Origin of the sequence: Photobacterium salinisoli (assembly GCF_003614885.1) — a bacterium.
GTDB classification, from domain to species: domain Bacteria; phylum Pseudomonadota; class Gammaproteobacteria; order Enterobacterales; family Vibrionaceae; genus Photobacterium; species Photobacterium salinisoli.
The window spans coordinates 629,866-644,313 of record NZ_QZMS01000011.1; the positions used below are offsets into that span (position 1 = coordinate 629,866).

At 47.6% G+C, this 14,448-nt stretch carries 11 protein-coding genes and 1 pseudogene; 4 read left to right on the top strand and 8 right to left on the bottom strand.

The window, feature by feature from the left end; all coding sequences use genetic code 11:
- Nucleotide 1: 1 nt before the first annotated feature.
- Entirely contained in the window at nucleotides 2-799 is a 798-nt protein-coding gene (locus D6M16_RS14270; protein WP_120512525.1) for a response regulator transcription factor, read from the top strand.
- A 64-nt stretch (nucleotides 800-863) separates the two neighbouring features.
- Here D6M16_RS14270 and D6M16_RS14275 read toward each other — a convergent pair whose 3' ends face one another.
- The 8 genes from D6M16_RS14275 to D6M16_RS14310 form a co-directional block, all read right to left on the bottom strand.
- Nucleotides 864-1,613, bottom strand: coding sequence for a carbonic anhydrase (locus D6M16_RS14275; protein WP_205576897.1), 750 nt, complete (start codon nucleotides 1,611-1,613; stop codon nucleotides 864-866).
- Between the two features lie 267 nt (nucleotides 1,614-1,880).
- On the bottom strand, nucleotides 1,881-2,480 hold the full coding sequence (locus tag D6M16_RS14280; protein ID WP_120512526.1) for a pentapeptide repeat-containing protein: 600 nt from the start codon (nucleotides 2,478-2,480) through the stop codon (nucleotides 1,881-1,883).
- A 20-nt stretch (nucleotides 2,481-2,500) separates the two neighbouring features.
- A complete protein-coding gene (locus D6M16_RS14285) occupies nucleotides 2,501-2,929 on the bottom strand; it encodes a VOC family protein (protein WP_120512527.1) in 429 nt (142 codons plus the stop codon).
- A gap of 220 nt (nucleotides 2,930-3,149) precedes the next feature.
- Complete coding sequence (locus tag D6M16_RS14290; RefSeq protein WP_120512528.1) at nucleotides 3,150-4,253, bottom strand: ABC transporter ATP-binding protein; 1,104 nt, start codon at nucleotides 4,251-4,253, stop codon at nucleotides 3,150-3,152.
- A 5-nt stretch (nucleotides 4,254-4,258) separates the two neighbouring features.
- The gene (locus D6M16_RS14295; RefSeq protein WP_120512529.1) at nucleotides 4,259-5,116 is read right to left on the bottom strand and encodes a carbohydrate ABC transporter permease; all 858 of its coding nucleotides are present in this window, start codon (nucleotides 5,114-5,116) and stop codon (nucleotides 4,259-4,261) included.
- A complete protein-coding gene (locus D6M16_RS14300) occupies nucleotides 5,113-6,033 on the bottom strand; it encodes a carbohydrate ABC transporter permease (protein WP_120512530.1) in 921 nt (306 codons plus the stop codon). The genes D6M16_RS14295 and D6M16_RS14300 overlap by 4 nt, the downstream gene beginning before the upstream one ends.
- A 143-nt stretch (nucleotides 6,034-6,176) precedes the next feature.
- Nucleotides 6,177-7,397: an ABC transporter substrate-binding protein gene (locus tag D6M16_RS14305; RefSeq protein WP_420812256.1), complete on the bottom strand. Its 1,221-nt coding sequence runs from the start codon at nucleotides 7,395-7,397 to the stop codon at nucleotides 6,177-6,179.
- A 742-nt stretch (nucleotides 7,398-8,139) separates the two neighbouring features.
- Nucleotides 8,140-8,472, bottom strand: a complete 333-nt coding sequence (locus D6M16_RS14310) for a hypothetical protein (protein WP_120512532.1) — start codon at nucleotides 8,470-8,472, stop codon at nucleotides 8,140-8,142.
- A gap of 632 nt (nucleotides 8,473-9,104) precedes the next feature.
- Here D6M16_RS14310 and D6M16_RS14315 point away from each other — a divergent pair.
- From D6M16_RS14315 to D6M16_RS14325, 3 genes and pseudogenes are all read left to right on the top strand, one after another.
- Nucleotides 9,105-11,441 carry an AAA family ATPase gene (locus D6M16_RS14315; RefSeq protein ID WP_120512533.1) on the top strand — a complete coding sequence of 779 codons (2,337 nt, stop codon included), beginning with the start codon at nucleotides 9,105-9,107 and terminating at the stop codon, nucleotides 11,439-11,441.
- Nucleotides 11,442-11,489: 48 nt separating this feature from the next.
- Nucleotides 11,490-11,555 (top strand): annotated as a pseudogene (locus D6M16_RS22695) (hypothetical protein); the annotation flags it as partial.
- Between the two features lie 306 nt (nucleotides 11,556-11,861).
- Entirely contained in the window at nucleotides 11,862-14,126 is a 2,265-nt protein-coding gene (locus D6M16_RS14325) for an nSTAND3 domain-containing NTPase (RefSeq protein WP_120512534.1), read from the top strand.
- Nucleotides 14,127-14,448 lie beyond the last annotated feature (322 nt).

Genomic DNA, 14,448 nt, shown 5'->3' on the forward strand with positions numbered 1-14,448 from the left:
GATGCCTGTGTATCCTGCAAGTTTGCAACCTCTGGCTGAATTAGCGGCAAAAATCAGAACCCCTGACTTTTTGCCGGCTTTTGGACGCTTACTGGATAACTACTTTCCAGGCATCAACTTAGCGGTTTTTTTCTACCAGCAAGATCAACGCCCTGTCACTCTGGTTCATAATCTGTCTTATGAACAGGAGATCAACGCTATTTTTGCCTTGGAAAAACACTATCAGGATGACCCATTCTTTCAGTTCTGGCAGTCCAATCGCAAACCCTGCCTGAAAACACTGGAAGATGTCATTCCAGCCGACTTTTATCACAGCCCATTTTATAACGACTATTACGCCAGACTGGGCCTGTATGATGAAGTAATGGCATACTTTCCCCTTTCAGAACAACAGTGTATTGCTGTTTCCTTTGGGTTTTACAATCACAGAAAGCGCTGTAAACGAGACGAGGCATTGGAGCTGATTGTCTATCTGTTCCCTGTTCTGCAAGCCTTGTTTGAACAGTACTGGCTGAGCAGTAGTCTCCACGACAATATGTCGGAAGGGGAACCGCTTTACGTTTCCAACCAATTCGCAGCAGAAATCCTGACAGCGCGTGAAAGACAGGTGGTTCAGCTTATCCTTCAGGGCTTAGCCAGCAAGCAGATTGCAGGTAAGCTGAACATTCAGTTAGGTACGGTGAAGAACCACCGTAAGAATATCTATAAAAAACTGCAGATTAATAGCCAGCAAGAGCTATATCACCAGTTCTGGCTTTACCAGAATCAGGAGCAGCATAATCAATTGGTCAATGACTAAGCAGTGTGCAGGACTATTCACAGTTCTGATAACGCTCACACAACCCTTCAAACGACAAAGAGAATCAGGAAGCCACCACCACACGGCCATGCAAAGGCTGCACAGGGCGGTTATTGCTGTGCTTCATGATTTTCTTGAAATCTGTTATCTGCTTCGCCGATAGGGTCTGGGGCGCTTTCATCACCAGCCAGCGTACCCCTTCCGAGCAGGGCGGTGTCGTCAGTGAACCACTGAAACGATAATAGTCCGGCTGTTTCGGCAGTATCTGTCTGGCATCGACAGGCTGATTCAGCGCCACCGTTTCGCCGACGTTGTCCGGGATTTGCGGCAAGATCGATGCCAGTTCATCATTGACTCTGCCTTCTTTGAACATCACCGCAATCACGGCCAGACTGCCGTCTTTGCCGGCATGGACAAAATGCCCTTCCAGCGGAAAAGACTCACCGTGGATCAGGTTTTCACTGGGGGCATGAAAGTGAAACTGTTTCAGCTCAAACTGCTCACCATCAAGCGTAAGATAGTTGCCGGGCTGATAGTTCACCTGCACTGTGTGGCCATCATTCACGACACTGGCGGCAGAAGGCCGGTAGCTGAGGGCTAACGGCGCTAATACGCCTTGAACGGTAGCGGTTACATTGATCGGGGACTGATTTTTACCAGCCGCGCAGACGTTAAATTCAGGATCCAGCGTCGACCAATGTTCCGGGCCATTGTGCCCGCTGTAACTCCAGTGCGGCTTCTCGGCCGCAAACACCAAACCGGCCTGAATTGCAGCAATCAGACATGACATCGTTAAAACAGGGTGCTTTTTCATTTTCTCTCCAAACTTCATCTAAACCCTAACCTCAGACAATCAGCCGGGACTGACAAGCCAGCGTTGGCCGGACAAGATTCCGTCCCGGATTGTGTCGGCTTATGATAAAAGCGAAGAAAAAGCCGCATTGTCATAAAAGCGTCATAATGCACCTATTCTCATATGCGGCTCAATAAATTAGTTTGCAATAAGAAGCTTTACAAAGAAGTTTGACGCACTGCTCCCATTTCACCGACCCGCTTAATTGAAGTTTTCCGTTACCTCTGTTCAGTCCACCAGCTCAATACCCAGGCTTTCCAGCAGATGGAGCGCTTCAAATCGGGAGAATTTGGCACCTTCAACCTGATTGTCGAGCACGTGAATGTGGTAATGGGTCGATTCAGTGAAGTCGACCCGTCGCAAATCGGATCGCATAAACAGGCTGTGGGTAAAATCGCAGTAGGTCATGGCGGAGTCTTTAAAATCGCCTTCCCTGAAATCGACATCGTGCAGCTTGCAATCATCCAGCTTGAGCGCATTCAATGTCAGGCCGAAAAAAGACGCGTCATTGAGAATACATTTCCGGAACCGCAATTCATGATCAATATTAAATGAAGGCCAGTTGGCCTGCGTCCAGTCGACTCCCACCAGTTTACAGTCGAGAAAATGCACGTCGAAAAAGCGTGTGTGCGGGATCTTCAGTAAGCTCAGGTTACATTGATGAAACTGGCAATTGATGAACTTGCAGTTTTTGAAGACGGCTTCGGTAAAGTTACAGTCGTTGAATTCGCAGTCTTCAAATTCAATGCCGGCAAACTCAGAATAAGGCAACGACAGCTTCTCAAAGGTTTGATTGTAGTACTGCTCGTCATTTTCAATGTGTTTCACTGGTACATCCTTGAGTATCGTTATGCATCTTCAACTGGCAGAAAATCCGGATTCCACACCACTTCCCACACATGCTGGTCCGGATCCTGAAAATAGCCGGCGTAACCGCCCCAGAAAGTATCCTGAGCGGTTTTAATCACAGTGGCTCCGGCAGATTCTGCCTGTTGCATCACACTGTCGACCTCTGCTTTCGAGCCGACATTGTGCCCCAGTGTCAATCCGCCGGGTACAGGTGCTGACTGAGGTAGCCCGGTATCCTGCGCAATACTGCTGCGCGGCCAGAGCGCCAGTCTGAGCCCCGACTGCAAATCGAAAAAGGCCACAGCTCCGTGCTCAAATTCCTGGCCGACAATGCCGTCTGTGTGTAAGCCCATACCATCCCGGTAAAAACGAACCGCTTGTTCCAGATCATCCACACCGAGTGTCAGGACACTGATTCTGGCTTTCATCCTGCTTGCTCCTTATTTGGCTCTTTCTGTACTGCCAAGACTAACAGAATACCTGTCATTCGGCTCAGGCGGGAATGGAATATACGGATACCGGCTATGGCACTGTGTTTCTCTGCTGTACTTGCTGCTCTTGGCTTTCTGCTCTGAGATCAGACAAAAAAGCCCGCTCTGGCGCAGACCAGAGCGGGCAAAACAGCTCAAGTGAGCCTTCCCCAAGAAATCAGATAATGCGTTGCTGGGATTGCGCGTCGAAAAAGACCGCTTTCGACAAGTCAATGTAGAAAGGCATGGTTTCGCCCACTTTAGCCTCATAGTCCGGTGAAATACGGCACGCCACTTCCTGCCCGTTCATGGTAACCATGGCAATAGTGTCCGGGCCTGTGGGTTCCAGCACATCCACCGTCAGCGGCAGCGTGGTACAGCCTTCCCCTTCCACCCGCTGCTCTGTGATGTTTTCCGGACGCAGGCCGATCACAATTGACTGACCATCACGTTCACGCAGCGCTGCAGGCAAAGCTAGCAGGTGCGGCTCTCCCGCAACTGTCACGCTGGCAACCGGCTTGTTCTGGGCATCGAGATCCACTTTGGCCTGAATAAAATTCATTGACGGCGAGCCCATAAAACCGGCGACAAACATGTTGTTGGGCTGGTTGTAGATTTCTTTAGGTGTGCCCAGCTGCTGCAGTTCACCGTCTTTCATCACCGCGATGCGGTCGGCCAGGGTCATGGCTTCTATCTGATCGTGCGTCACATACACGATAGTGGTGCCCAACTGCTGGTGCAGACGTTTGATCTGGGTGCGCATTTCAACCCGCAGCTTGGCATCTAAGTTCGACAAAGGCTCATCGAACAGATACAGCTTAGGCTGACGCGCCAGTGCCCGTCCCATGGCAACACGCTGGCGCTGGCCGCCTGACAGCTGTGCCGGTTTGCGATCCAGCAAGTGATCGATCTGCAGCATGGCGGCAACGCGATCCACTTCCTGCGCAATTTTGGCTTTATCCATCTTGCGGATTTTCAGACCGAAAGCGATGTTGTCCCGCACCGTCATGTTGGGATACAGGGCATAAGACTGAAACACCATAGCGATATCGCGGTCTTTCGGTTCCACCTGAGCGACATCGACACCATCAATCAGGATCTCACCGGAGGTAATATCTTCCAGCCCGGCGATGGTATTCATCAGGGTGGATTTGCCACAGCCGGAAGGGCCGACCAGGATCAGGAATTCACCGGAATCAATGCTGATATCAATTCCTTTCAGGGTCTCAATCTCGGCATTACGGTAGGTTTTACGAATCTGTTTTAACGCGAGTGTAGCCATGCTTGTTATCCTTTCACTGATCCCGCGGTCAGACCGCGAACAAAATACTTCCCTGCCAGCACGTACACCAACAGCGTTGGTAATGCGGCAATAATGGCGGCGGCCATGTCGACGTTGTACTCTTTCACCCCGGTGCTGGTATTGACCAGGTTATTGAGCGCCACCGTGATCGGCTGGGTTTCTGCGCCGGAATACACCACGCCGAACAGGAAATCGTTCCAGATAGCGGTGAACTGCCAGATCACTGTCACCATGAAGATAGGGGTCGAGAGCGGCAGCAGAATCCGGAAGAAAATGGTAAAGAACCCCGCCCCGTCGAGCTTGGCCGCTTTGACCAGCTCATCAGGCACGCCAACGTAAAAGTTACGGAAAAACAGTGTGGTAAATGCCAGACCGTAAATCACGTGCACCGTCACCAGACCGGCTGTGGTATTGGCCAGTCCCAGTTTGCCCAGCAACGCCGCCATGGGTAACAAAATGACCTGAAACGGAATAAAGCAGCCGAACAGCAGCAAACTGAAAAACAGCTGAGAGCCCCGGAAACGCCACTTGCTGATCACATAGCCGTTAAAGGCCCCCAGCAGCGTAGAAATTGCCACCGCCGGGATCACCATCTGGAAGGAATTCCAGAAATAGCCTTTGATACCGTCGCAGCTCACCCCGGTACAGGCACCGGACCAGGCTTTATTCCAGGCATACCCCACCCATTCCTGTGGCAAAGACATCAGGTTGCCGCTTTTGATATCGGGCAGGGTCTTGAACGAGGTAATCACCATCACAAACAGCGGCATCAGGTACACAACGCAGAAAAAGAGCAGCCCGCTGTAAATCGCCATCCGGCCCAGAGTGACATGCTTATTCATGATTTCTTCTCCCGCAATTCGGAATAGAGATAAGGCACCAGAATCGCCAGAACGCCCGCCAGCATCATGATGGCACTGGCTGCACCCAGACCCACCTGTCCGCGGGTAAAGGAATGCGCGTACATAAAGAGTGCAGGTAAATCGGACGAATAGCCCGGACCACCCGCGGTCAGCGCGGTGACCAGATCGAAGCTCTTAATGGCAATGTGCGAGGTGATAATCACCGCACTGAAAAAGACCGGACGCAGGCATGGCAGGACAATTTTCCAGTAAATCGTCGGCATGCTGGCCCCGTCGATCTGGGCGGCTTTGATGATCGAAGAATCGATCCCGCGCAGGCCCGCCAGGAACATGGCCATCACAAAACCCGACGACTGCCACACCGCGGCGATCACCAGGGTGTACACCGACATGTCCTGATCCACCAGCCAGTTAAATTCAAAGCCGGTAAATCCCCAGTCGTGCATCAGTTTTTCGATCCCCAGACCCGGGTTAAGAATCCACTTCCAGGCCGTGCCGGTGACAATGAAGGACAGCGCCATGGGATAGAGATAAATCGTCCGGATTGCGCCTTCCTGGCGGATATTCTGATCCAGCAAAATCGCCAGACCGACCCCCAGTACAATCGCAATCAGCATAAACATCAGGCCAAAAATGCCAAGATTGGTCACCGAGGTGATCCAACGGTCGTTGTCCATCAGCTTCTCGTATTGCATCAGCCCGGCAAAATTAAAGCTGGGCAGAAAGCGGGAATTGGTCAGCGACAGATAAAATGTCCAAAACATAAAGCCATAAATACACACCACAGTGACCAGCATGGTCGGGGCCAGCACGATTTTCGGCAGCCACTTCTGTAATCTGTCCGCCAGGCTGGGCCGGGCCGCTTTCTGTTTGGTGAGCGACAAGGTTTGCTCCATAGTGCGTCCTTGATTCGGGTTGTGTCTCAATGATCACCTCTCAGGCACGCGCGTGCCCCGGCCTGAATATCGGATTCATTCGCCGCAGAGGTAAAAAAAGCGCAGGGGAACCGGCGGGCTGAACACCCAGCCCGCCGACAGGGTTACATGGCTGCTTTTACTGCACGAGCCAGCTGTTGCGCGGCTTGTTTAGGATCGGCAGATGTATCGTTGAAGAAGTTGGTCACCACATCATAGACCGCACCCTGCACATAGCTGGTGGTGGCCAGACCGTGGGCCATACTTGGCACCAGATCGCCCGTTTGCGCTGAGGCTTTGAAGGTAGCCATTGAATCCAGCGCACACTTGTCGAACTTGTCCATGTTCATGTCCAGACGCACTGGGATCGATCCTTTGTTGAGGTTAAACACTTCCTGGAAGTCTTTATTGAGAATGGTTTTGGCCAGATGTTTCTGCGCCTGCTCATTGTCTTTGTTGCTCAGTTTGAAGAAGGCAAAGCTGTCGATGTTGAAGGTAAACTGGTTTGCTGTGCCCGGCGCAGGTGCGCAGATGTAATCTTTGCCCGGCTGTTTACCGGCCGCCGCAAATTCACCTTTTGCCCAGTCACCCATGATTTGCATGGCAGCCTCGCCATTGATCACCATGGAGGTGGCGATATTCCAGTCACGACCCGGCGAGTTCTCGTCGATGTAGTCGTGCATACGCTGGAAGGTCGCGAAGGTTTCAACCATTTTCGGACCGGACAGCACGTCCATATCCAGATCAACAAACGCCTTGTTGTAGTCTTGCGAACCTAAAACATCCAGCGCAATCGCTTCAAACAGCGTTGCGTCCTGCCAAGGCTGACCGCCATGCGCCAGAGGCACAAAGCCTGCGGCTTTAATCTTCTCTGCCGCGGCAAAAAACTCGTCCATGTTGGCAGGCACTTTCGCACCGGCTTGCTTGAACACCTCAGGGTTGGCCCACAGCCAGTTCACACGGTGTACGTTCACCGGCACGGCCACGTAGTCGCCGTTATACTTCATGACTTTGGTCACCACGGCTGGCAGCACCTTGTCCCATTGGCCAGCTTCTGCCACATCATCCAGCGAGGTCAGAAAACCCAGATCGCCCCACTCCTGAATATCGTGACCTTTAATTTGCGCCGCAGAAGGCGGATTCCCCGATACCGCACGGGTTTTGAGTACTGTCATTGCACTCTCACCGCCGCCACCGGCCACGGCGAAGTCTTTCCAGCTATCGCCCTGCTTTTCCAGCATTTGCTTGAGCACAGCGGCCGATTTCGCCTCACCGCCCGATGTCCACCAGTGCAGCACTTCCACTTCACCGGCATTGGCCACAGAACTGGCTGCCGCGAATGTCATAGCGATCAGCGATTTTTTCAGAGTAAAGGTACCTTGCTTTGTCATTATTATGCTCTTCCTTGTTTATCAGGGATATGACCGGCGTGTAGGGTACAGAGCGCCGGTTGTGTAGAGTCTACCCAAGCAAGGAAACGGCACTGTAACAAAAGGAAACCCGAACGTAACACGCGCGTAACATTTAGGCTTATTTGATTATTTATCAGTGAGTTAGGGTGTTAAATAGATGCTAAAAAGTGTGATGTCAGTAAGGGGGAGGTTGCCCTCGGCAGGGCTGGCGGGAATTCATACAGCAAGTGCGATTTTTAAGACTGGGTGAGTATGTCGCGCTTGAGATCGGTGCTTCTTTTGGCATTGTGTGACGCGCGCCAGTTACTCTTTGCTGGCACAAACAGTAACCAGAAATGCCTTTTTGTTCTTTGGTGTGGGCCGGGACGGTTGTAGGCGCTCCCGGCGCCGACAACCTAAAAATTCGTCCTGAATTTTTCCCTGGGGGAATGGATTATTTTGATTTAGCGTAGACGATAAACAGGTGATTTCAGGTAAAGCAGAAGGTATGTCGCGCTTGGGTTCGGTGTATCTCTCAACATTGTATGATGCGCGCCAGACACTCTTTCTGGGGCCAAAGAGTGCCCAGAAAAGCCCTTTTGGTTCTTTGGTGTGGCCCGGGACGGTTGTAGGTAACTCTGGCTTATTTCTCGTGAATTGCCAGATACGATTAAGAGCTGTTACATCATTAGGTTTATTAAGTGTAAGTCCCCACGACTTCGGAAACTTCAAAACTCATTGCCAAAAAAGAGAGCCCAGAATCGGATTCAAAGTTATGAACTTCTATCTGAGAATGAGCCCATTGACGCGAACTTATATCCACAATAGCCGTACCACCGAGATATCCAGTGAAACCTTTTTCGATCACTAGGTTAGACACATTAGCAAACTTGAATCTTCTGAATGTACCCGTCCTATCGTGAGTAACCATCTCAATTGAACTGGATGAAGAATCCCAAGGATCGATGTTGTATTTCAACTCGACCAAATCATTATTTGCAAAATCTGCAAAAAGCACTTTTTCTGACAATTTGATCTCCTGGCACAATCTATCTAGGCTTTGACGTAACCAAACATAGCTAAGTATCCACGGCTAAGATCAGCAAGGCAAGGTGTTGATCCACAAAACCATTACGGATTATTTCGTTTCAGAAGAACGATAAACAGGAGTCTTCTGTTGGGCAGAAAGTATGTCGCGCTTGAGTTCTGTGCTTCTCTTTGCATTGATTAACGCGCGCCAGACACTCTTTGTTGGGCCAAAGAGTGTCCAGAAAAGCCCTTTGGTTCTTTGGTGTGGGTCGGGACGGTTGTAGGCGCTCCCAGCGCCGACAACCTAAAAATTCGTCCTGAATTTTTCCCTGTGGGGGATGGAATATCCTAATTTGTAACTCGTTTTTGGACAAAAGTGAGTTAGAGTTTCTAATAAAACTCTGCTGGTTTGGATTAGGGAAAGTAAGCCAATATTACTTAGCAGAACGTAAAAATCACCTAACTACCATCACATTCGTACTATTAGATCACATATATTAGCACTGCCCAACAACCTAATACGCTGCCATCCTTATTGTTCCGCTTCCAATTGACGGTTGTTGTGACGATCGACCACATTCTAGATATGACCCTTTGGTAACATGAAACATCATCTATCAAGTGGGTATCATAATGCTAAGAAGAATACGAAAAATTGAAGGCATCGGTAGCTATCACAGCGCAAGAGCTGGTAACACGCAATTTTCTGATGCGAACATAATCTATGGTGAAAACCGAAATGGTAAAAGTACGCTGTGTGACATTTTTTATTCTCTAGCGTCGAACAACCCAGAGCTAATCAAAGACCGCAAAGCTATACCAAGGCAAGGAACAGCGGCTAATGCAATGAAAGTCGAATTTCAGTTCGATAACGCGCCAATCTCTGTGTTTGCAGACGAAACTTGGGCACCTGGATTGCCTGCTGATTGTGAACTACATATCTTTGACCACAACTTCATTCATCGAAATGTAATGAGCGGTACGGTTAATAACCGCGAAAACTCAGAGAACATTTCAAACTTCATTCTAGGTGAAGAAAATACCGAGCGTTTTGAAGCTCTCAAAGCAGAGAAAGAAGCTTTAGCTACTACAAATGCAAGTTTACGAACAGCTAAGACTGCACTAGAAGTGAGCGGTATCACCGATGTAGCAACATACGTTGCTTCTGAACTTCCAACAGAGTCTATCGAAGAGCTGAATATTGCAATTGCCGCATCTATCGCTGAGCAAGAATTATTAACGGTACAGATTGGTAGCATCACTCAATCTAAAGGACGAAAGAACTTAAAAGATATTTCTACTACTTTTGATATCACAGCGATAAGCAATGAAATCAATGAGTGCTTAGCAACTAGCATGGAAGAAGCTCACACCGACGCAAAAGCTCTAGTACAAGCACACATGGAACACCTAAAAGAGCAAAACGGCTTTAAAGGCTGGGCTTCCAGTGGTCTGACTCATTTAGATGAAAATTGTCCATTTTGCGGTCAAGAACTTCAAGGCGATTCATTAGAACTAATCGAAAGCTACAAAGTTGCATTCAATGAAGCATTTTCTAACTTCATTAGGGAAACCAAAGCAAGTGCTACACAACTACTGACCAAGCAATTAATTTCAATTGATGAGCAAGCCATTAATCGGATTCACGAAGAAAATAAAGGAATACTTGAGCTATACCCTGAACAATCTGTGACTGAGCAAATAGCGGAGCTGATTCCGCTTGTAGATGATATGTATGAGGTAGTTAAGGGATCGATTAAACAGTTAAGCGAAAAACACAATGAGTTAAAGCCTCAAGTTCTTGAGCTTCTAAATGTTAAAATCGAAACAGCGTACAACTCTGTTGAAGCAATTGATTTCTCGCCTCTACAGTCGGCGATAAACTCATTTAATGATGCCAAGGAAGCCTATAAGGTCGTAATCGAATCAATAAATGAAAAGCTTATTGAGTTTAAAGACGGCCTTGATTCTGCAGCGCTAGCTGCTATTAAAACCGCTGAAAACACAAATCAGAAAGCACTTGAGAATAAAAAACTACGTCATACGTTAGAAGAAAAATGCGCAACTTATAGACAACTTAGCACTCAAGTGGGACAAGACCAAGAAACATACAATAACAACAAGGAAACACTAGAAGCATCACAAGAGGAGTTTCTAGATAACTACTTTGACGAGATTAACCTACTATTCCAAAGCCTTGGCTCTCGAAACTTCAATATCAGTAGAAAGCAAAATAATGGTGGTAGAAAAATAGTCTATGACTTAGAGGTCAGTTTCAACGGCACAAATATTCCAAGAAACAAGATGAACTGCCTGTTCAGCGAGTCTGATAGACGTGCTTTGGCGCTATGCATCTACCTAGCTAAAATTAACAAGCTTTCAAATGAGGATAAAGCCAAAGCCATATTGGTAATGGACGACCCTGTGACCAGCTTTGATAATGAACGAATCTCTAGCATTTTGAATAAGCTCTATGAGATTTCGCCAGCTATAAAGCAGTTGTTCATAACAACTCACTACCGTGGAATGGCCGCGACAGCAATTAAGAAGTTCGCTAATACGAGCGCACTAAAAATTGTAAAAGTAGCGAATGGCTCGGACTTTGCTGCTACTACAGAAGCAGAGATGACAGCGACGGAGCATGATGACGCATACAACGAAATCACTGCATTTATAAACAATGAAACCCAAGACAACAAAATACTGATACTTAGACCGTTCTTGGAAACAGAGCTTCGCCATCGATACAAAGACCAACTCAGAGCCAACGGAGCCACTTGGAGAACTGACTTTTCAGTTTGTATCGATACTCTCAAGAACAAAGGCATTATCACAGAAGCAGTAGCGAACGAGATTCATTCATTTAGAACAACTTTAAACCCACCCATGCACGTGTTGATGGATATGAATATTGAAGATGTTCGCAATACCGCAACTAATATGATGGATTTGATTTATAACCGCATGTAAAGCATAAGGGAGCCGAGCAAATACTCGGCTTTTATACAATTCAATTGGCTACACTGGACAGATGACGCGTTTGGCTATTTTCCATCTTATACTCTTGGTGCGATGTACGCGGCAATTTATCCCCAACCCGCAGACACTTTCAAAGTATGAGGTAAACCACACCACTGTGGCTCGAGAGGCTTGGCGAATTAATGCACCATGCATAGCTGCTAGCGAACATGCGAACAATAAATTGGCTTTACAAGTACCAAATGATAGTAATTTTCGGCGTCAGAAATAATATAACGAACCAAATAAGGAAGCCAGGATAGGCCTTTTGATTATTCCGTCAAAACTCAGCTACTGGCCTTTGAAGTGTTTCTGATGAAGATGTCATGATGTAAGCTAAGCCAATAAAATAGAAATGGATTTAGAATTTATATGTTTAATCTTCATACTCTTGGCTGGCACAGCTTTCAACAATTGTGCCTTTCGGTATTACGCGAAGTCCTCGGTCAAACTGTCCAGTCCTTTCTAGATACTAATGACGGAGGTAGAGATGGAGCATTTTCGGGTATCTGGAGCCCACAAAATGGTGAGTTGTTCTCTGGTCGCTTTGTGATCCAATGTAAGTTCACCGCTCGCGTTGGACACTCTCTCACACCATCAGATCTCGAAGACGAATTCAGCAAGGCCGAACGATTAGTCAGCAAGAATGAGTGTGACATTTATATTCTAATGACAAATGCTGGTGTTTCCGGTGCTACCGAACTAAAGATTAAGGAAAGGTCCAAAGAAGCAGGAATCAAAGATTTCCTTATATTTGGTTCCACTTGGCTGGAAGACCAAATTCGTGAGAATAAGCATTTAAGGATGATGGTGCCAAGAGTTTACGGTCTCGGAGACTTGAGCCAAATTCTAGACGATCGAGCATATGCTCAGGCCAAAGCTGTTCTTGAAACAATGAAAGAAGATCTAGCTAAGGTCGTTTTAACAGAGTCTTATCGAAAAGCAGCTAAAGCTCTCGACACGCATCGTTTCGTGCTTCTAGTTGGCGAGCCAGCCTCAGGAAAAACGACCATAGCATCATTGCTTGCGATGTCATCTGCTGACCAATGGGGAGCGTCTGTGGTTAAGTTGATGACACCTCAGTCAGTCGTTGAGCGTTGGAATCCTAATGAAAAGTCCCAACTATTCTGGATCGATGACGCATTCGGAGTGACTCAGTATGAAAGTAGCCTTGCCTCCGGTTGGAATCATATCCTCAATGAGGTAAGAACCATTCTTCGCCAAGGAAACCGTATCGTTATGACGTCACGAGACTACATCTATAATCGTGCACGTCAGGATTTGAAGGACGGTGCTTTTCCGCTCTTCCAGGAAAGTCAGGTTGTTATAGATGTTCATAACCTAACGTCTGACGAACGAAGGCAAATTCTCTACAACCATCTAAAGCTTGGAAGACAACCCAGAGAGTTTCGTGCTGCGGTGAAACCACATTTAGAGTCTGTTGCAGATCATGATAGGTTCATTCCGGAAACAGCTAGGAGGTTGGCAGATCCATTTTTCACCAAAAATTTGTATCTGTCTGATTTGAGCTTGGAGAGGTTTGTAGATAAGCGCGAACAATTCCTCATAGATACCTGTAAAGAGCTAGACGCCGGTTGCAAAGCAGCATTGGCATTAATTTATATGTCCAACGGTCAATTACAGAGTCCGGTCACACTGACGACTGCCGAGGATGACACTCTGAGGCGATTGGGCAGTGACTTGGGAGGGTGTACAGCTGCACTCGAAGCACTGCGCGATAGTCTAGTAGTTCACGTGAATTCGGACGGAAAGTCCTTTTGGACCTTCAAACACCCGACTATTGGAGACGCATACTCTGTCATGCTTCGAGGCAGTCCGGAACTGCTTGGAATTTATGTCCACGGTAGCGATATCCAAAAGCTGATGCGTCAGATAACTTGTGGAAACGTAGACATTGAAAAAGCTGTTGTGCTGCCTAGTTCTATGTTTGGATTACTCATTAAGCGACTTATTGCATACAAAACAAGCTCTGCCTACAAAACACAATGGATGTCAGGTTGGTGGGCTCGACGAGAACTGCTAAGTTTTTTAGTCGGACGGTGCAACAAGCAGTTTCTTGAATCGTATCTCAGTGCTGATCCCAAATTAATTGATCTTATCACTACACCTACGCCGAACTTAGATTTTTCAGTAGAAGTCGACCTAGCTATTCGCTTGTTCAAACTAAACCTCCTGCCAGAAAACGCGCGTAAAACACTGGTAATTACGGTCTCGAAATATGCTCAAAATGGCAAAGATGCCAGAGTTCTAAGTGACCCTGAGCTTCGTTCACTATTAAATGATAAGGAACTTAGAATACTAAGAGAAGCGATTCGTACTGAATTACTGCCGCGAATTGAGGAAGTGCGTTGTTTACATCAAGAAGAGCGCGATCCCGAAGAAGATCCTGAATGGCACATGAAACGTTTTACTCAACTGCTTTCATGCATTGTAGATGAATATCCACATAGTTTGCGTATTATAAATATTATTGAAAAACAGCGCATGCTAGTTAAAGAATGGGTCGATGAAAACCCACTGGAGGAAGACAGTTCGACTTCGCGAGATATCATAGTTGATGAACCGAATGTAAGCTATACGAGCAGTCGAAGCATTTTTGATGATATAGATGAGTGATATCTGCTACGACGCGATTTCTATAAACACTTTGTAGCATTACTAAAATTTGGTCAACAGAATTGGTAAAACTGGACAGGCCCACTGCGTCTGTAACACAGAATGGGGCAATAACGAGCTTCAAAACCTAAATATTGCCCCACTCCCCCAGGGAAAAATTCAGGACGAATTTTTAGGTTGTCGGCGCCGGGAGCGCCTACAACCGACCCGGACCACACCAAAGAACAACCAGGGCTTTCTGGGCACTCTTTGGCCCCGCAAAGAGTGTCTGGCGCGCATCACACCATGCCAAGAGAACCACAGAACTCAAGCGCGACATAAC